This window comes from Geomonas anaerohicana (genome assembly GCF_016458305.1).
In the GTDB taxonomy this organism is placed as follows: domain Bacteria; phylum Desulfobacterota; class Desulfuromonadia; order Geobacterales; family Geobacteraceae; genus Geomonas; species Geomonas anaerohicana.
In genome coordinates this window covers 233,846-252,372 of the sequence record NZ_JAEMHL010000004.1, presented here as the reverse complement: position 1 = coordinate 252,372, position 18,527 = coordinate 233,846, and the positions used below count along the sequence as shown (strand labels likewise).

Annotated in this window: 19 protein-coding genes; 16 read left to right on the top strand and 3 right to left on the bottom strand. The window is 64.8% G+C overall.

What is annotated here, in order from left to right:
- Window positions 1-98: 98 nt before the first annotated feature.
- Together JFN91_RS10225 and JFN91_RS10220 are read right to left on the bottom strand one after the other, a co-directional pair.
- Window positions 99-737, bottom strand: coding sequence for a hypothetical protein (locus tag JFN91_RS10225; protein WP_199389107.1), 639 nt, complete (start codon window positions 735-737; stop codon window positions 99-101).
- Window positions 738-988: 251 nt separating this feature from the next.
- Complete coding sequence (locus tag JFN91_RS10220; RefSeq protein WP_199389106.1) at window positions 989-1,906, bottom strand: PLP-dependent cysteine synthase family protein; 918 nt, start codon at window positions 1,904-1,906, stop codon at window positions 989-991.
- A gap of 211 nt (window positions 1,907-2,117) precedes the next feature.
- Here JFN91_RS10220 and JFN91_RS10215 point away from each other — a divergent pair, with 211 nt between their 5' ends.
- From JFN91_RS10215 to JFN91_RS10205, 3 genes are all read left to right on the top strand, one after another.
- On the top strand, window positions 2,118-4,835 hold the full coding sequence (locus tag JFN91_RS10215; protein ID WP_199389105.1) for a carboxypeptidase-like regulatory domain-containing protein: 2,718 nt from the start codon (window positions 2,118-2,120) through the stop codon (window positions 4,833-4,835).
- A 64-nt stretch (window positions 4,836-4,899) separates the two neighbouring features.
- Window positions 4,900-6,039, top strand: coding sequence for a M23 family metallopeptidase (locus tag JFN91_RS10210; RefSeq protein WP_199389104.1), 1,140 nt, complete (start codon window positions 4,900-4,902; stop codon window positions 6,037-6,039).
- Window positions 6,040-6,235: 196 nt separating this feature from the next.
- Entirely contained in the window at window positions 6,236-6,979 is a 744-nt protein-coding gene (locus JFN91_RS10205; protein ID WP_199389103.1) for a substrate-binding domain-containing protein, read from the top strand.
- 12 nt (window positions 6,980-6,991) lie between these two features.
- On the opposite strand, the gene JFN91_RS10200 is transcribed toward JFN91_RS10205, so the two are convergent.
- The gene (locus tag JFN91_RS10200; protein WP_199389102.1) at window positions 6,992-7,438 is read right to left on the bottom strand and encodes a DoxX family protein; all 447 of its coding nucleotides are present in this window, start codon (window positions 7,436-7,438) and stop codon (window positions 6,992-6,994) included.
- 298 nt (window positions 7,439-7,736) lie between these two features.
- Here JFN91_RS10200 and JFN91_RS10195 point away from each other — a divergent pair, with 298 nt between their 5' ends.
- The 13 genes from JFN91_RS10195 (at window position 7,737) to JFN91_RS10140 (ending at window position 18,522) form a co-directional block, all read left to right on the top strand.
- The gene (locus tag JFN91_RS10195) at window positions 7,737-8,147 is read left to right on the top strand and encodes a YbjN domain-containing protein (RefSeq protein WP_199389101.1); all 411 of its coding nucleotides are present in this window, start codon (window positions 7,737-7,739) and stop codon (window positions 8,145-8,147) included.
- Between the two features lie 193 nt (window positions 8,148-8,340).
- Window positions 8,341-9,447 (top strand): enolase C-terminal domain-like protein, encoded by a 1,107-nt coding sequence (locus JFN91_RS10190; RefSeq protein ID WP_199389100.1) that lies wholly within the window; start codon window positions 8,341-8,343, stop codon window positions 9,445-9,447.
- Window positions 9,444-10,613 carry a DUF819 family protein gene (locus JFN91_RS10185; RefSeq protein ID WP_199389099.1) on the top strand — a complete coding sequence of 390 codons (1,170 nt, stop codon included), beginning with the start codon at window positions 9,444-9,446 and terminating at the stop codon, window positions 10,611-10,613. The genes JFN91_RS10190 and JFN91_RS10185 overlap by 4 nt, the downstream gene beginning before the upstream one ends.
- Window positions 10,592-10,942 carry a hypothetical protein gene (locus JFN91_RS10180; RefSeq protein ID WP_199389098.1) on the top strand — a complete coding sequence of 117 codons (351 nt, stop codon included), beginning with the start codon at window positions 10,592-10,594 and terminating at the stop codon, window positions 10,940-10,942. Before JFN91_RS10185 ends, JFN91_RS10180 begins: the two co-directional genes overlap by 22 nt.
- 17 nt (window positions 10,943-10,959) lie before the next feature.
- The gene (locus JFN91_RS10175; protein WP_199389097.1) at window positions 10,960-11,619 is read left to right on the top strand and encodes a hypothetical protein; all 660 of its coding nucleotides are present in this window, start codon (window positions 10,960-10,962) and stop codon (window positions 11,617-11,619) included.
- Window positions 11,620-11,708: 89 nt separating this feature from the next.
- Complete coding sequence (locus JFN91_RS10170) at window positions 11,709-12,473, top strand: M23 family metallopeptidase (RefSeq protein WP_199389096.1); 765 nt, start codon at window positions 11,709-11,711, stop codon at window positions 12,471-12,473.
- 73 nt (window positions 12,474-12,546) lie between these two features.
- Window positions 12,547-12,963, top strand: coding sequence for a hypothetical protein (locus tag JFN91_RS10165; protein ID WP_199389095.1), 417 nt, complete (start codon window positions 12,547-12,549; stop codon window positions 12,961-12,963).
- Window positions 12,964-13,288: 325 nt separating this feature from the next.
- Window positions 13,289-13,423 (top strand): hypothetical protein, encoded by a 135-nt coding sequence (locus JFN91_RS22275; RefSeq protein WP_268898698.1) that lies wholly within the window; start codon window positions 13,289-13,291, stop codon window positions 13,421-13,423.
- A 26-nt stretch (window positions 13,424-13,449) separates the two neighbouring features.
- A complete protein-coding gene (locus JFN91_RS10160) occupies window positions 13,450-15,144 on the top strand; it encodes a hypothetical protein (protein WP_199389094.1) in 1,695 nt (564 codons plus the stop codon).
- A gap of 53 nt (window positions 15,145-15,197) precedes the next feature.
- The gene (locus JFN91_RS10155; protein ID WP_199389093.1) at window positions 15,198-15,854 is read left to right on the top strand and encodes a hypothetical protein; all 657 of its coding nucleotides are present in this window, start codon (window positions 15,198-15,200) and stop codon (window positions 15,852-15,854) included.
- 184 nt (window positions 15,855-16,038) lie between these two features.
- Complete coding sequence (locus JFN91_RS10150; RefSeq protein ID WP_199389092.1) at window positions 16,039-16,512, top strand: nucleoside 2-deoxyribosyltransferase; 474 nt, start codon at window positions 16,039-16,041, stop codon at window positions 16,510-16,512.
- 152 nt (window positions 16,513-16,664) lie between these two features.
- Window positions 16,665-17,891: an MFS transporter gene (locus tag JFN91_RS10145; protein WP_199389091.1), complete on the top strand. Its 1,227-nt coding sequence runs from the start codon at window positions 16,665-16,667 to the stop codon at window positions 17,889-17,891.
- A 25-nt stretch (window positions 17,892-17,916) separates the two neighbouring features.
- Entirely contained in the window at window positions 17,917-18,522 is a 606-nt protein-coding gene (locus tag JFN91_RS10140; protein ID WP_199389090.1) for a transglutaminase-like domain-containing protein, read from the top strand.
- The last annotated feature ends 5 nt before the right edge of the window (window positions 18,523-18,527 follow it).

The following is an 18,527-nucleotide window of genomic DNA, read 5'->3' as shown; positions in this document are numbered from 1 at the left end:
CATGAAAATGGAAGCAGTGCCTGGGGTCATGAGAGTCAAGAAGCCCCGCGCCTGGCGGCACGGGGCTTTCACTTTGTCACAGGGGTACTGCCGACCGGTCAGACGGTCGAACGCAGCAGGCGGTTCACCTCACCCCAGCCCTCCTTGGCGCCGGTGGCGGCCATGAATTCCTTCACCAGCGGCTTCATCTCCTTGGCGATCTGGCTCACCTCGTCGTTGAGGCGGAACACCCCTTTGCCGGTGACGGCCTGGCTGTCGGCTCCGGCCGACAGGGAGAAGCTGAAGCTCCGGCTGGTCAGTTCCGCCGCGTCCCCCTGGTAGCTGAGGGAAAGACCGTCGGCACCGGCCTGGAAGGTGGCGGACTGCTGTTGCACGGCGACGTGGTCGTATTGAAGCTGGAGGCCGAAGCTAACGTCCTTGCCGTCGCGGGTGGCGATGGTCCCGCTGAAGGAGAGCGAGGCGGACTCGGCGGCTAGGTCGGTTTGCTGGTAGCTCAGCTGCTGTACGGTGCTGCCGGTGACCTGGTTCAGGAGATCCCCCAGCATGTGCAGCGTGCTGTCCGATGCGGCAGCAGAATCTGCAGTCGCCTGCCGGGACGAAGCCAGGGCCTGGTCCGATACGGTTACCTGGTCTTTGCCCGTCCGGGCCGGGTGTGTCTTAGCTGAAGCGGAGGCGCTTGCCTGCAGTGTGGCGGCAAGGGGAAGAGCGGTGGCATTACGCGCGGTCGGAATTTCCATACCCTACCCTCCTTACGGTTTGAGCCATACGGGACGTATCGGAAGAAGCGGCCGGTGGCTTGAGTATCTTTTGGTAAAGACTTATCCCCCCTCTCCTCGCGATGGGAGGTTACCCAGAGAAAGCTGCTCTTGATCCCCCCTCCCGTCAAGGGAGGGGGAGTCCGCGCAACTTCGTCAAAAAAAAGCCCCGCCGGCTCTTGCTGCCGCGGGGCTTCATCGTTTCGGGTAGGTTTCAGGTAGCGCCGTCCGCCCTACGGCGGGCACTGCGCGCACATGGACTTGAAGAGGTTGGTGCTCAGGTAGCGGTCGCCGCGGTCGGGGAGGATGACCACGATGGTCCCCGACTCCAGCTCCTTGGCCAGCTTGAGCGCACCGAACACGGCGGCCCCGCCGGACATGCCGCAGAAGATGCCGTGCTGCGCAGCGAGGAGCCGCGCCGTCTCGAAGGCGTCGTCGTCCTCCACCACCAGCTTCCTGTGGTAGGCGTTGGGGTCGTAGATGGGAGGGACGATGGCCTCCTGCATGTTCTTGAGCCCCTGGATCTTGTGCCCCAGCACCGGCTCGACGCCCACCACCTGGACCTGTGGCGCCGTCTCGCGGAAGTAACGGGATAGCCCCATGAGCGTCCCACCGGTCCCCATGCCCGCCACCATGTGGGTCACGGCGCCGCCGGTCTGGCGCCAGATCTCCGGCCCGGTGGTCTCGTAGTGGGCCAGGACGTTGTTGGGGTTGGCGTACTGGTTGGGCATGTAGTACTTCTCGGGATGTTCCTCGAAGATCTTGTGCGCCAGCCGGATGGCGCCGTCGGTCGCCTCGCAGCCGGGGGAAAGGACGATCTCGGCCCCGTAGGCCTCGAGCACGCTGCGGCGCTCCATGCTGACGCAGGCCGGCATCACCAGCTTGATGCGGTAGCCCCTGGCCGCGGCGATCATGGCCAGGGCGATACCGGTGTTGCCCGAAGTGGGCTCCAGGATCACCTTGTCCACCGTCAGTTCGCCGCTCTTCTCGGCCGCCAGGATCATGTGGCGGGCCGGGCGGTCCTTTACGGAACCGCCGGGGTTGTTCCCCTCCAGCTTGGCCATGATCCGGACCGCAGGATTGTCACAGAGTGCATCGATCTCGATCAGCGGCGTGGAGCCGATGGATTGTATCAAGCTTTGCCCTTTCAAAGTACGCCTCGCTTTCCATCAAAGAATCAGACTATGCCGGTTTCCCGGGCAGCACGGCAGCATAGCACGTAAGCCGGGCGTTCAACAAACAATAATTTCCCTCCCCGTGCGGCTCGGGGCACACCGCTTAATGTAAAATTTTTTAATTTACAAGAATTCAACATTGCCATATATTCCGCTGCACCGCAGCCCTCACCGATCCGGAGGAATGATGACCAAGTTGCTGAAACTGGCAGTAGCCGTGCTGTTTTTCCTGCTCCACGCAGCCGGCGCTCACCCCGCCCTCGCCGCGCAGAAGGAGGCCGCCCCCAAGGCGACCGGCGTCATTGCGGGAAGGGTCACCGACGAAGCGGGGTCGCCGATATACGGGGCCGATGCGGAGGCCTATCCCTGTGCCGCCGACGATGCCCTGGCCGGTTCGGCGGTCACGGACCAACTGGGCGAGTACCAGATCAAGGGGCTGGCCGACGGCTGCTACCGGGTCCGCTTCAGCGGCAGCGAACTGGAGTCGTCCTGGCACGGCGGAAAAGAGCTCAAGGACGACTGCTCGGAGGTGACGGTCAGCGGCGAAAAGGTACAGGGCATCGACGGCAAACTCTCCGAGGCGGGCGCGCTCATCACCGGCCGCGTGACCTCCACCGAGGGGACCCCGCTCTCCGGCGCCTGGGTCACTGTGATCCAGAACGGCGGCACGGAGCAGGGCCCGACGGTCAGCGACGGCCGCAGCGACGAAAAAGGCGCCTTCGCCGTGCGCATCCTTCCCGGCAAGTGCATCGTGCTCTTCTCCCGCAAGGGATACGTGGCCACGCTGCACGGCAAGTCCCCCACCGAGCCCACCATCCTCGATACCGCCAAGGGGAAGACGGTGGCCGGCATCAACGCCGTGCTCGCCAAGGGGGGGCGCATCACGGGGAGCGTGACCGACGGCAGCAAGGCGCTCCCCGGCATCTACGCGGTCGCCTATGCCGGCGACCCCAAGACCCTGCCGGTCTACGCGCGCAGCGACTCCGCCGGCAAGTTCGTCCTCGACGGCCTGGCCAGCGGCAAGTACCGCATCGCCTTCGGCGACCGCGACCAGAAGTTCCTGCTGCAGTGGCATGACGGCAAGACCGACCCGGAGGAGGCCACCGTCATCACGGTGACCGCGCCGGCAACCGTTGCCGGCATCAAGGGGGTGCTGCGCCAGTCGGGCGGCATCTCCGGCATGGTGACCGACGAGAGCGGCAAGGCCATCCCCGAGGTCCTGGTGCTGGCCGAAGGGCTGGACCGCAAGGCCCGCGGCGGCAGCGCCATGACCGACCAGACCGGCTCCTATGCCATCCACGGGCTCGATTCCGCCCCCTACCACCTTTCCTTCCGCCCCACCTCGAGCCAGCACCTCCCTGTCTTCTACCGTGACGCCGCGACCAAGGAGGGAGCGCAGGCGGTGGAGGTGGTCGCCCCGCAGATGGTCCTGGGCGTGAACCAGGTGCTGCAGCAGGGGGTGATGCTGACCGGCAAGGTCACCGGCAGTTCCGGCGAACCGGTCCAGGCCATGGTGGTGGTGTACCGGGCCAACGACAAGGAAGAGGCGGGAGGCGCGGAGTACCGCTCGACCCAGCCCGACGGCACCTTCTCCGTACCGGTGCCCGACGGAAGCTACCAGGTGCTCTTCGAGGCCCAGGGCTACCTCCCCCAGTGGTCCGGCAAAGGCGCCACCAGGGCCGAGGCCGCCCCGGTCACGGTTTCCAGGAAAGACGGCGCCCAGCCGCTGGAGGTGGTACTGGAGCGCGGCGCCACCATCTCCGGCACGGTCAAGGACCGCACCGGCGCGGGGCTGCCCCGGGTGCGGGTCTCCGCCCGCGATGCCGCCACCGGGGACAGGGGCGAATCCGCCGTCACCGAAGAAGGAGGGAAGTTCACCATCGCGGGGCTGAAATCCGGCACGTACCGCCTCAAGGCCGACGGCACCGAGCAGGGGTACATGGAGGCGAAACTCCCCCAACCGGTCCAGGTCACCGCACCGGGAGGCGCCGAGAACATCAGCATCGTGCTCGCCCCCGGGGGCGCCCTGTCCGGGAAGGTGACCGATCCCGCCGGTGCCGCCCTGACCTCGGTCAGCGTCGCCGCCTACGACCCCGCCACCTGGGACGAGGTGGGGAGCGCCTACACCGGGCTCGCCGGCGAGTACAAGATCGGCGGCCTTCCCGAGGGGAGCTACGCCATCCGCTTCGAGAAGAGCGAGTCCAAGTACCCGGTGCAGTGGCACAAGGGGAAATACCGCCGCGAGGATTCGGCACGGGTGGAGGTCTTGGGCACGGCCACGGTAAGCGGCGTCGACGCGGTGCTGCAGCCGGGGGTCGCCCTCACCGGCACGGTGACCGACAGCGGCGGCGCTCCCCTCTCCAACGCCAAGATCGAGGTCTACGGCGCCAGCGAGGACGAACCCTTCTCCGACACCCGTACCGACTACCGCGGCGCCTTCACCATCGCCTCGCTGGCCCCGGGAAGCTACCGGGTCCTGTTCAGCCACTCTGACCACGTCTCCCGCTGGTACGGGGGGAGCGACCGCAGAAACGCCGCCCGCCTCACCATCAAGGACGCGGCGGTCCCGCCGCTTGCCATCGCCCTCGCGCCGGCGCAGGGGAAGTTCTCCGGCAAGCTCATGAATCCGGAAGGGAAGAAGATCGGCCAGGCCTGGCTGACGGCCATCGATGCGCTCACCGGGGCTGCCGTCGCCGACGAGCGCATCTGCGAGTGCTCCGGCGAGTTCCATACCCCGGTCCCGGGCGGGATGTACCGGCTGCGGGTGGAGCGTCACGGCCAGGTGACCTGGTACGGCGGCAACACCCAGGAGGAGGCCCAGCAGCTCCCCGCGGTGGGCGAGATAGCGGGCCTGGAACTGGTCATAGACGACAAGGGCGTGCGCGGCAAACAGTCGCAGCGCTAGCAGCGTGACCGGGGCAGCGGCGCCGACATGGGCGCCGCCTCCGGGATCTGATAAAGGAGCGAGGATGCAGGCGAAATATTACCGATTGATGATGGCATGCTCCCTCATGGCCCTGGCGGGTTGCGCCGGCGGGCTGTCCAACTCCAGGGGGTCCTGGCCTTGGGAGTATGACGGGGATTACGGGAAAGCCCGCACCGGCAACTACATCGGCCTGAGCGGTGCCGTGGCCAAGTTCGGGGACCCGCCTGCCGCGACTCCCAAGGCGGCGGTTTCCTACAGCATCTCCTCGGGCCTCGTTGCCGAAGAGAAAAGCGCCACCCCCGAACGGGCGGCGGTCTCGACCGGCTACCTGCCGGGGGAAGCGACGCCGGCCAAAAACCGCAAGCTCTATGACTTCACCGTGCGCGACGTGAAGAACGTCCCCCCGACCTACCTGCCGCAGGGGACCGCCGACACCACCCACGCCATCACCGCCGTCAACAACGGCACGGCACCGGTTTCGGTGGTGTTGGAGATCGACAGAGAGCGATCGGAAAACCTGAAACTGGACACGGAGGTGCCCCTTTACGCCGTGGTGCCGCCCAAAAGCGAACAGGTCCTTTTTCTGGCCAAGCCTGAGCAGAAAGGGGCGTCCTACCGGGCACGCTACGCCTACTCCTGGGGCATCGGCGTCTACAACGCCCGACACGACTGCCCGGAACACTACCGGTTCCCCTTCAGCAGCGACATAAAAGGGTATGCCCTGGTGGCCGAAGGCGACGAGCATGCCCCCGAGCGCTTCGCCATCACCTTCTCCATGCCTGCGGGGACCACCATCGTGGCGGCACGCAAAGGCGTCGTCAGCAGGATCAAGGAAAACAACAGCGTCGACATCCTCCACGACGACGCCACCATCGCCACCTACGAGCACATCGGCAAGATCGGCAAGGACATCACCGAAGGGAAGGCCGTCGCGGCCGGGGCGCCCCTGGGCGTGCTCAAGCCGATGGGGCAAAGCGACGACGCCTACCTCCGCTTCGTGGTGTGGCGCCCGGAACCGCAGCCGGCCCAAGGCGGCGCGGCACAGCCGTTGTCCCGCAGCTTTACCTCGGTCTCCTTTCCGGTCGAATTCTGCACCGGCACCGGCCAGTGCTCGGTCTTGACCAAAAACCAGCCGGTGCCTTTCGCGCCCCCGGGCAAGTCGAAACCCCGCGGGAAATCGTGATGGGGCGGGCCTGAAGCGGCACCGTGCCGAACTTCAAGCCCCCCTGCCCCGTTGATTCGGCAGCGTCACACTCTCCGGCAAACGTGTATCTCCGCCTGTGTCAGTACAATTCCGGCACCGGCAGGTTTACAATTCTATTTTACATTCTAAGAACAATACCCTATATTCCAACAACTGGATGTAAAACGGGGGTGGAATGAAAGGTGCTGTTTTAGCTGTACTGTTGTTGGTCGCGTTGTGTGTGCCGGCTTTTGCCGATGAGATCAAGATAGAGGGGGGCGGCACCGCGATCAGCACGGTGTTCCTGCCCATCAAGAGAAGATACGAAAAGACCCACGGTGACTACCTCACTATCGTGCAATCCTCAGCGGTAAAGGGGCTGATTGCCCTGAGCGAGGGGAAGGTGGACATTGCGGCGGGCGCGCACCCGCTGGAAGACATCATCGCCGGTGCAGCTAAGGAGGGGGTGGTCCTGGACCGGTCCAAGTTCGTCTCCACCCAGGTAGGTGACAACGAACTCGTGGTAATCGCCAACCGCGCCAGCGAGGTGACCCGGCTGTCCAAAGAGCAGCTGAAGGGGATCTTCACCGGCAAGATCAGCAACTGGAAAGAGGTGGGGGGCAAAGACATGGCCGTCACCGTGGTGTGGGGGAAGGAAACCGAGGGTCAAAACGTCCAGTTCACCCGCATCGCGCTGGACGGGGAACCGGTGACTGCGGCCCGGCATAGCGCCACCACCTACCGCAACATCGCCGAGACGGTGGCCGCGCTGCCCGGAAGCATCGGCGTGACCTCACACGAAATGACCACCGCCGCCACCCGCTCCATCGACACCATTACCATCGCCAGCCCGATCTACGCCATCACCAGGGGGAATCCCAGCCCCAAGGTTCAGTCGGTAATCGACTTCTACAAGACCGAGTACGGCTTCCTGCAGTAGGAAGCCGTCAGGTCAACTGCGCCGGGAGAGGGTCCGGTCCAGCGACCACCTCCCGCCCCCGCCTATCAGCAGCGCCAGCGCCATCCCCACCACCAGGACGTGGTACTCGAACCCTTCGCCGGCCTGCTTGCCGGTCCAGTTCATGAAGAAGCCGTTGTGCAGGTGCACCAGCGCCACGGCCACCACCATCTCGCCTGCCAGCACCAGGGCCGCCACCCTGGTGGCCAGTCCCGCAATCAAGAGCAGCGGCCCGACGAACTCGGTCAGCACCGCCATGAGGCCGAAGAGATAGGGGATGCCCATGATCCTGGTGAACATGTCCATGGTGGCGGAGAACCCGGGGCCGCCGAACCACCCCAGCACCTTCTGCGCGCCGTGAGGGAACATCACCACTGCCAGAAACAGTCTCAGCACCGTCAGGCTAGCCGTATCCTCCGTTGCCAATACTCTCGCCCACATAACGCCTCCCGGTCCGCCTGAAGTTAAAACCCGTCAACGATATCATTCCAAGCGGGAGCTGCAACCGTCTCCATCCTCCAGCCCTCCAACTCGACTATGGTGCCACGGTCCACCTCCCCTCTCCCTGAGCTATCTTCACTTTTGAGGACACACCATATATCCTTCAGGCATCCTCTCTGGAAAGGAGAGGGTAATGGCGCAGGATCACCGGCAATGGAAGGTTCTTTTTAATTTACATCACATAAATATTCACATATATTCCCGCAAACGACCGTGCAGCAACTATCCGGAGGGAACAATGGCACAGAACGCGACTGCGTTTGAGGAGTACCTGAAGGGACAGCAGATCACTCTGGAGAAGAACGCTCACGAGGACAACACGCTGTACGTGATTCACGAGAATCTGGAAGCAGTGGGGCCGGTTTCTCTCATGGCCCTCTTCAATGACAGCGACAGGTATGTTACTCTTATCTGCTACAAGTATTTCGCGTTCCCGCCGGAGAAGAAACCGGCGCTGCTCGAGATGATCAACACGCTCAATGCCGAGTACACCATGGTGAAGTTCGTGGAGACCGGGAACGCACTCTCTATCCAGGTGGTGGTTCCTTTCCACGACAACTTCTCCAGTGAAGTAATCGTCGACATGATCGCGCTCATCTTCCGGGCCATGCAGGAAGAGCACCCGCGTATCCTGAAGGCATTGCAGTAATCACGATCTGCCTCCTCCCGGCCCATCCCCTGTACATCCCCTCTCCCTCCGGGAGAGGGGAGTGACAGACGCCCAACCGGCAGCAGGTTCATAGAGCCCGCACCAGTAGCCTTGCTTGTCATTATCTTGTTGTTATGTTCCGCACTACCACGAGCTTCGATAGGTAAGCGACCGCCCCCGGAGGAACATTGATATGGAGAAGGTCTCCTTTGTAATAGACGATGCGCTGGCTTCGATCATTCGGGCGCCGCTGGTGACACCGTTTCGCATCTCCACCGGACAACACGACGAGCTGGAAAACGTCTTCATCCGGCTGCACGCCAGCAACGGCGCCTTCGGCTTCGGAGAGGCGGCGGTCGCGACACATATAACCGGCGAAACGGTCCCCGAAACACTGGAAAACCTGCAAAGCGCCGCCTCGGCCCTGCGCGGACGCAGGATCAGCGACCCGGCCGCGGTCTGCCGCGAGTTCGCCCCCGCGTTTGCCGGCAACCACGCGGCGCTGGCCGCGCTGGAGATGGCGCTGCTCGACCTGTCCGCCCGGGTCCAGGGGATCCCGTTCTACCGGTTGTTCGCACCGGTCGCGCCCATGCCGCAGCTTTCTTTCCAAACCGACATCACGGTGGTGATCGGCACGGTGGCAGAGGCCCGGGCCACGGCCAAGCAGTTCGCGGAGCGCGGCTTCACCTCCTTCAAGATCAAGATAGGCAGGAACGAGGAAGAGGACCTGCAACGCATCCTGGCGGTGCGGGAAATGGCGCCGGGTTGCGACCTCATCCTCGACGCCAACATGGGCTTCAACGCACAGCGCATGCTCGCCTTCCTGGACCGGCTCGACGCCCAGAAGGCGCGCCCGGTGCTCTTGGAGCAGCCGGTCCCGAAACATGACTGGGAGGGGCTTACCGAGATCACCGCGGCCCTGGAGGGAAGCGGCACCCTGGTCTGCGCCGACGAGAGCGTCGGCTCCCTGGCCGCGGCGCGGCGCGCCGTGGAGACCAACGCGGTCTCCGCCATCAACATCAAGTTCATGAAAAGCGGCATCCTGGAAGGCGCCGAGATCGCCCGGCTGGCCGCCGCCAACGGCAAGCGCCTCATGCTGGGGGCCATGATGGAGAGCGCCCTGGCCATCACCGCCTCGGCCCATTTCGCCGCGGCACTGGGGTGCTTCGACTTCATCGACCTCGACACCACCTTCTTCCTGAAGGGCGACCTGTCGCGCTCCCCCTACCTGGACGACAGCGGCAGGTTCGACCTGACCGGGGCGGGGAGCGGCATCGGCGTGGTGCCCGAGCTGCCATGATCAGCCACCCGCTGCTCATCGTCCTCACGCTGCTTTCCATCGAGGCCCTGGTGCTGTGGCTGTCGCGCCACGAACGTACCGCGCGCTACTTCGACCTGTTGCCCGCGGTGTTCTGGATCTACTTCCTTCCCATGCTGGCGGCCACCTTCGGCATCATCGCCACCGAGAGCCCGGTCTATGGCCTGATCCGGACCTGGCTGTTGCCGGCGAGCCTGGTGCTGTTGCTGCTGCCGGTGGATGTGAAGGCGATCCTGAGGCTCGGACCGACCGCGCTGGCGATGTTCTTCATCGGCGCCGCCGGCATCATCGTGGGGGCGGCGGTCTCCTTCGCCCTGTTCCGCCCCGTGATCGGGGCGCAGTTCTGGTCCGGCTTCGGCGCGCTGTCCGGGTCGTGGACCGGGGGAAGCGCCAACATGATCGCGGTGAAGGAGGCGCTCGCCATCCCGGACGCGGTGTTCGCCCCCATGGTCATCGTGGACACGGTGGTCCCCTATCTCTGGATGGGCTTCATGATCGCCATCGTCGGGCTGCAGCCGGCCTTCGACCGCTGGAACCGTTCCGAGCGCGGGGTGCTGGAGCACCTGGGGGAGCAGGCGGTGCAGCACCTGGCCCAGAAGGGTGGCCGCCGGACGCTGGGGGGCATCGCCGCATCGCTGGCCATCGCGCTGGCAGGCGGCGTCTTGTCGCACCTTTTGGCCGGGCAGCTGCCGCAGGTCCAGGACGTGATCACGCGCTACACCTGGACCATCATGCTCGTCACCCTGCTCGGGATAGCGCTCTCCTTCTCGCCGGTGCGCAGACTGGAGCGCGCCGGGGCCTCCCGCACCGGGTACGACCTGCTCTATTTCGTGCTGACCGCCATCGGCGCCAAGGCCTCGGTCGCCAGCATCGGCTCGGCGCTGGTGCTCATAGCCGCCGGGCTCCTGATCGTCGCCGTTCACGCCGTCTTCCTGCTGGTCGGGGCGCGGCTTTTGAAGGCGCCCATGTTCCTGGTGGCCGCGGCGAGCCAGGCCAACGTGGGCGGCGTCGCCTCGGCGCCGGTCGTGGCCGAGGTGTACCATCCGGGCCTGGCCTCGGTGGGGCTTTTGCTGGCCATCCTGGGCAACATCGTTGGGACCTGGCTCGGCATCCTGGCGGCGCAGTTGTGCCGCCTCTTCGCGGTATGATCACGCTGCGGCGCCTGAAACTGCTGCTATCGGCGGCGGAGCTCGCCTGCGCTGCAATGTCGCTCGCGGCCGCCTGGCAGGCCGACGCCGCCATGGACAAGAGCGGGCTGGGCGACCTGGAGAGGTTCGCGTTGTGGAACAGCATCGTGGGGCTCAGCCTGATGCTGTTCTTCCTGCTCTGGGTGTCGGCGGTACTGGTCGCGCTGTTCACCAGGCAGCGGGAACAGTATCCGGGCAACGCGCAGTACTGGAAAGAGATGGTCCCCGACGTGCTGTGCCCGCCGCTTCTCCTCGGGGCGGGATGGCTCGTATTCGTACTGTTCCACTGACCACAACGAGGTTCGCAATGCACATGGTTAGGCTGGTACTCGCACTGATTTCCCTGCTCTGTCTCACGGCTACGGCTGCGCACGCCATGTGGCCGGTCTACCACGAACCGGCCTTCGACGGCCGCGTGCTGGACCTGGAGACCAAACAGCCGGTGGAAGGGGCGGTGGTGGTCGCCATCTACAACAAGAGGTCGATGGGCGCCGGAGCGGGGCAGTCCTCCACGGTGATCAACATCAAGGAGGCGCTCACCGACAGGGAAGGTAAGTTCCACATCCCCTCGTACACCACCATTCTGGCGCAGCCCTTCACCCGGCAGGACCGCACCGGCTTCCTGATCTACAAGCCCGGATACGCCGCCGTCCAGCTCCCGCTCAAGAATCATTTCACCGCCAAGGCGACTGCCGAGCGCGAGCTCTCACCCTGGTACGACCCCGTCCTGAGCGGCAAGTACAAGATCAGGCTGCGCGGCGCCGGCGTCGTCGAGCTCCCGAGGCTCGCCACCAAGGACGAGAGGCTGAGAAACCTGCCGGCCTTGCCGGACCAGTTGGAGAACCTGGGCAAACAGAAGAACCTGACCAGGCTGATCAACGAGGAGATGAAGGAACTGGGCGAGCCCGCGCTCGACCCTTACAAGGTGCGCCAGAACCTGCTGGCCCCGGCCAAGGGGCAGAAGTAAACGAAGCTCTTTGCGCCGCAACTATTCACATCTTGCGGGCAAGGCACTACAATGCCGCTGCCCGCAGCCACTCACGGAGCACCCGCCGCATGACCCGCCCGCACCTTTTGCGCCCCCTTGCCATTCTCTTCATCACCCTGCTGCTGCTCGCCGCCCTCTCCCCGCAGGTGCTCGGCGTCGACACGGACAGGGTGCGCGCCCTGGCCGGCGAATTCGATACGCTCAACACGCGCATCCGGGACAACCAGGTGGGCAAGGCCGAGGCGAGGGAACGCTTCACCGAACTGGTCCAGGCCCTGTCGCGGGAATACCGGGCGGCGGGCGCCGCGGAGTACCCGGCCGAGAGCTGGTGCTTTCCGCTCAAAGGGTACGACTACCGCGCCATCGGAGGGCGCGGCAACGGCTACCAGTTGGGGGGCTATGACTACTTCGCCGGCAACCGGCACAGCGGCCACCCCTCGCACGACATCTTCATCCGCGACAAGAGACAGACCGGCCTCGACGACCGCACCGGCAAATCGGTGCAGGTACTCTCCATGACCGGCGGCGTGGTGGTCGCCGCCGAGAAACAGTGGCAGCCCGGCAGCCGTCTGCGCGGCGGGAAGTACCTCTGGATCCTCGACCCGGCCACGCAGTCGCTGGTCTACTACGCGCACAACGCCGACCTGCACGTGAAAGTGGGCGACCTGGTGCGCCCCGGCGACGTCATCGCCGAGGTGGGCCGGACCGGCCTCAACGCCTACCGGAAGAGATCGCCCACCCACCTGCACCTGACCCTGCTCTCCGTGGCCGGCGGCCTCCCCGTCGCCAGGAATCCCTACCGGATACTGTTAAAGACAAAACTGACTGAGTGATTCTTTCTCTGGAGATTTTTGGTGACTATCGGGTAGAATACTGCTCGACACAGCACACAGAGGAGGTGTCCAGATGATCTCAGCACTCTCGGCATACAAGGCGATGATACTGGAGTCTGTCAACGGCAGGGATTCGGCCAAAGAGAAGAGCCCCGTTGCCGCCGCCTCTATGCCTGCCGGCGGTGAGAAGAGTTCGGCAGCCGATGCCGACCTGGTCAACATATCCACCTCTCAGGATGTCTTCAGCGCCGTGGACAGCTTCTTCAACCTGGGCGCGTCCGACCGCTTCGACGCCTTCCACAAACTCTCCCCGCAGGACAAGGAGCAGTTCGTACAGATCGTGGCCGACCTGGCCAAGGCGGGCTACATGGGGTACGAGGAGCTCGTGGTCAACAACAAGGTCGAGCGGCACGACCTGGAAAACAAGATCGGCGACCAGCGCATCCGCGGCGCCAGGGTCTACGACAGCAGCCACGAGTCGAAGCGCTGACCCCTGAGGCGCTCGCGGCATTGATACTTTCCCGTACTTGAGGCACCGGCACCAGCCCGGTGCCCCACCCCACCCACAGTCATTCCTGCCTCTCCGTCGTCCCCCACCACTGTCTCACTTCAGGCATCTGTCTCTCTCAATTCCGCCCCCAGCTGTTCTAACTTTTCACTGTCTGTTCAAAGCCTGCACAAGAAAAATTCTTACAGGCTAAAGGTTTTTCTTTCTTTTCCGAGGAGTTGGGGAATGGCATGCAAACTGCTGTGAGCCGGTATCCATACTTGCGATTAACTGGTCCACCAGCGGTTAAAACACACAGGAGGAGTTTATGAAGAAGTCAGTGACATTGGCGGTGGCAGCGATGACAGTGTTGGTCCTTTCTCTGGCAGGTTGCGGCGGTGGCGGCACGCAGCAAAACCCCGGTGGCGGCGCGAAGGGCACCATCCAGGGAAGCGCCAAGTAACCGGAACCTACAAAGGAGATCGACCCATGAAAAAAATTTCCAGCTCCATACTTGCCGCCGCCACCCTGCTCAGCTTCGGGGCCGGCACCTGTTTTGCCCTCACCGCCAACAGCAACTACACCATCACCACCAGCAAGCTCAAAAGCGACGGCACGTTGGCCACCATCGAGACCAAACCGGCGGCTACGGACGCGGACGGGAAACTCACCTTCACCCTGACCACCCTCCCCACCAACGCCGATGTCAACTTCATCGCCTTTACCATCAAGGATGCCGGAGGCGCCATCGTGCGCCAGGGTGTCGCTCCCGCGCCTCCCGACGGCGACGTGAACCAGCTCGGCATCAACGACCTGGCCACCGTGCAGGCCGCCACCTTCCTGAAGGCGGCGGAACTTGCCGGCACCGACGATCCCATCCTGGCCGCCTACCTGCTGACGCTGCTGCGCTCCCCCGACATGCAGGCGGGCGACCTGCTCAAGCTTGCTGCCCTGGGACAGGGCGCCATCAAGGGCCAGGGCGGCTTCGAGTCATACCTTTTGGCCAACGGGGTCACCGACGCCAAGCTCGCCGCCCTCAAGGGGTGTCTCATCTACAACCCGGACAGCACCAAGTCCACCCTGCGCGACTTCACCAAGGGGTACTATGCCGCCGTGCAAAGCGGCAGCACCGCCACCGAGACCAGCGAGACCCAGAAGGCCGGCGGCCTCATGGCCGACGTCTTCATGAACGCGGCGGCCTGCGCCGACGTGGAGCTGGAACAGATCACCAACGCGCACGAGGCGGCCGGGGCCGCCGCCGATGCCACCGGCCTCTTCAACGGCCCCGGCGGGATCTCCACGAACCTCAGGGACTCCATCGACCAGTCCATGTCCACCTTCAACCGCAAGATCAGCATGGTGAAGATGGTGACCGACTACACCAACGCCCTCAACACGCTGCAGGCCAGCGGCACCCAGGTCGCCACCTTCATCGCTGCCGCACAGCAGATGGCGGCTTCGACCGCGACCGTGGACGCAACCTACGGCGACTTCTTCCGCGATCCCGCCGGCTACGTGGCGGCCCATCCCGGCACCGATGCCCAGACGATACAGCAGGCGATCAACACCATCTTCCAGAACGCCTGGACCACCTTCCAGAACGCCATCGCCTCCAGTAACGGCGACATCGCGGCGCTGAAGGCGACCATCATGACCGCCTTCCCCGGCATCATGCTCCCGCCCGACTTCGGGACCAACTACATCGGGCCGCAGACCCAGGTCAACTGGCCCATCCAGCAGGTGGTCATGGTGAACTGGATGCTGAACCTGATCCAGGGCGGCGGCAGCATCAGCTACACCCGGGACACCACGCCGATTCCGCCCATGATGCAGCAATGGCTCGGCTCCTGCTCCAATACCCAGTACTGGGACCAGCAGAGCTGCACCGGTCACGGCGGCACCTGGACCTCGCAGCGCAGCACCTTCGACACCCCGTCCACGGCCTTCAACGCCTACCTCGCCATCCAGCAGGACGTGAACATCGTGGACATGGCCAGGAGTTCCATCTGGGACAACAACAACCAGCCCACCCAGGAACAGCGCATGCAGGCGGCTTCCGGCTTCATGACCCGGCTCGGCGTCATCGAGGGTAAGTTCGTCGCCACCAAGGCCGGCGGCACCTCGGCAAGCTCCGCCGAGAAGAAGGCCATCATCAAGCTGATGCTGCAGCCCAACGCCAACTAGGGATGCGGCGCCCTTCCCTCCTCCGCGGGGAAGGGCGCCGCTCGGGTGCGACCATGAAATCTACCCCTCTGCTCATATCGGCGCTGCTGCACCTGGCGCTCGGCGCAGCCGTCTGGTGCTACAGCGAGGCAAAGCCGGCAGTCAGGCCGCCCGTGCTCTACGTCGACCTGGCGAACATCGATGCTGCCGCGCCCACTGCGACTCCGGTAGCGCGGGGCGAAGAGCCCGAAGAGCCGGCCGGCCTGCAGGAAGACGCGGCCGAAACTGTCGAGGCAAAGCCGGAACCGGCGCAGGTTCAAGCAGCCGAGGCTGCGGTCAGCGAGGTACAGCCGCAGCAGGCACAAATCGCACCGGAAATCAGCCGTGCCTTCGCCGGGGCCTGGCACGCGCAGGAGATGATGTACAACACGCGCCGCTACCTCCAGGTCGCCGGGCTCGCCATGCGCCAGGTGCTGGAAGGGAAACTCGCCGCCGCCGAGCGGGAGCGGCTCGTCGGCGCCAAGGTCCGCATCACCGCGAGCTACGACGACGGCGCGCACCCCGATTTTTCGGTGCAGACGGACAGCGAGGAACTGCGCGCCCTTTTGAACGACAAGAGCGCCTGGTCGCGGGTCCCCTCCCCCGGAGAATGCAAGGTGCAGTACAAGAAAGTCGCCTTCCTGGTCAGCCTGGAGCGCGGAACGATCCAGGTGGGGCTCTCGCCCCAGTAAAGAGCCAGGCAGGTGCAACGTCCTCCTTCCGTCGCGCCGGGTCCCTTGCGACGGAATATGGCCCCCGGTGTCATGCCGGGGGCCCTTTTTCATTTACATCATCCACGTCTGGACCTATATTCTCCCTGCCCTTGCCCACATCACCCGAAGTTACGCCGGCGCTGCCGCGCGGACGGAGATTGCCATGACCGAGAAAAGAGCGACCGTCTACCTCGCCTCCCCCCTGGGATTCAGCCGCGAGAACAACCCGTACCGCGAGCGGATCAAGGAACGCCTGGGCCGCCTGGGCTGCAGCGTCTTCGATCCCTGGGAGCAGGAGGAAGTGGCGCAGCGGATCGAAGAGGCCATGTCCATCGAGGACGGCGCCGAGCGGGCGCGGGCGATCCAGGAGGCGGCACGGTTCACGGGCGCGGTCAACGCGCGGGGACTGAAGGGAAGCGACCTGGTGCTGGCGGTCCTGGACGGCACCGAGCCGGACAGCGGCACAGTGGCGGAGTTGGGCTACGGCGCCGGGATCGGGAAAAGGTGCTACGGCCTGCGCACCGACTTCAGGGACTGCGGCGACTTCCCCGGTGTGCCGCTTAACCTGCAGGTGCTCCATTTCATCGAGGAAAGCGGCGGCCGGCTGTTCCGCAAGATCGAAGAGATCGAGCTGTAACGGTAGTCGAGCAGTTACCCCCACCCTTCCCCTCTCCCTCCGGGAGAGGGAATGTGACCTACGACGATGGAGGCGTCCTGCCTCGTCTGCCTCGCGCGGAAACCAGCTTTAATATTGACAGCGCTCGCCGTTGCGGCTAGCTTGGCCGGACCATGAGCGACACCAACCACGACAGCAACCTTAACGGGCAGTTCCGCCCCCCCAATCACCGCCAGAGCATACAGGTGCTGGCCTGCTGCGTCATCGGCTTCATCTGTTTCCTCGGGGCGTACATGCGCATCCCGGTGCTGCCGCTATTGGCCAGCAGCATCGGCGCCGGCACAGCCCAGATCGGGCTCATCAACGCCGCCTTCATGCTCTCCGCCGGCATCCTCGCCGTCCCGTCCGGGCTCCTCTCGGACCGCATCGGCATCAGGCCCGTCCTCATCGCCGGCCTCGCCCTGATGAGCTGCGCCTCCCTATTGATCCCCTTCTGCTACACGCCGCTGCTCCTGGGCGCCGTCTACCTCGTCTTCGGCATGGGGCTTTCCGCCTTCACCCCCACCATGATGTCGTCGGTGGCCCGGGTCGTGCCGCGCTCCCACGTCGGGCGCGCCTACAGCTGGTACACCACGGCGGTCTACCTCGCCATGACCTTCGGCCCAGCCAGCGGCGGCTGGTTCGGTAAGGCGCTCGGGGTCAGGGAAGTCTTCTTCGTCTCCGGCGGCCTGATCGTGGCCGCCCTGCTCGCCGTGCTCTCCTTCCTCCCCCGCACGGAGGAGCAGCCCCACGACGAGCACGCCGATGAGGTCCCCGCCGGCATCCTCTCCAACCGGCGGCTGATGGCGGCGCTGGTGGGCACGCTCGGGGGCTGCTTCGGGTTCGGCATGTTCATCTCGTTTCTCCCCCTGCACGCCCGCGCCCTCGGTCTCAACGTCGGGCAGATCGGTGTCATCTTCGCCGCGCAGGCCCTGGTGAATGTCCTGCTGCGCATCCCGTTCGGGCACCTGAGCGACCGGGTGGACCGGGGACTCATGTCCGGCATCGGCCTCGTGCTCTGCGCACATGCCGTGGGCGCCGTGGGCCTCGCCCAGGGTATGGCGACGCTGCTCGCCTGCGCCTGCGTCCTCGGGGCAGGCATGGGGATCGGGTTCACCGCGCTGAGCGCCCTGGTGGTGGTCGTGATGCCTCCCAAGCAGCGCGGCCTCGGGCTGGGGCTGTACAACAGCTGTATCTACCTCGGCATGATGCTCAGTTCAGCCACCATGGGCATGGTCATCAAAGCAGCGGACTTCGCCACCGGCTTTTTCACTGCCGGTGCCGTCACTTTTGTGCTGGCAGTACTTTTCTCTTATCTATACCGTGATACCATGTTCAGTCTGGTCAGGAAGGATCAGTAACAGCTAAAGACAGGAAGGGTAGAGCATGGAACAGTACCTGGAGGCAACGGAGTATATTGACTGGCGGCATCCGGCCGTATTCGAGAAGGCACAGAGTCTGTCGGGCGGTGATCAGAACAAGACGGTCGTTGCACGACGCTGTTTCGAGTTCGTCCGCGACCAGATCAAACACAGCTGGGATTACAAGTTGAACCCGGTCACCTGCCGCGCCTCCGAGGTCCTCGAGCACGGCACCGGCTACTGCTATGCCAAGAGCCACCTGCTGGCCGCACTCTTGCGTGCCAACGGCATCCCTGCCGGGTTGTGCTACCAGCGCCTGTCCCTGCACGACGGCGGTCCGCCGTACTGCCTGCACGGCCTGAACGCCATCTGGCTGCCGGACCACGGCTGGTACAGGGTCGATCCCCGCGGCAACAAGCCCGGCATCGACGCGCAGTTCGCGCCCCCCGACGAACGTCTTGCCTTCTCCATCAGCGATCGGCTGGAAGCCGACCTTCCCGAGATCTGGCCCGAGCCGCTGCCGATGGTAGTCCGGGCCCTCACCACGCACCAAACCGTCGCCGAGGTCTACCACAACCTCCCCGACATCGAACTGACCGGCAGCTACAACTCCGAAACCATCACTTTCTGAAAAAG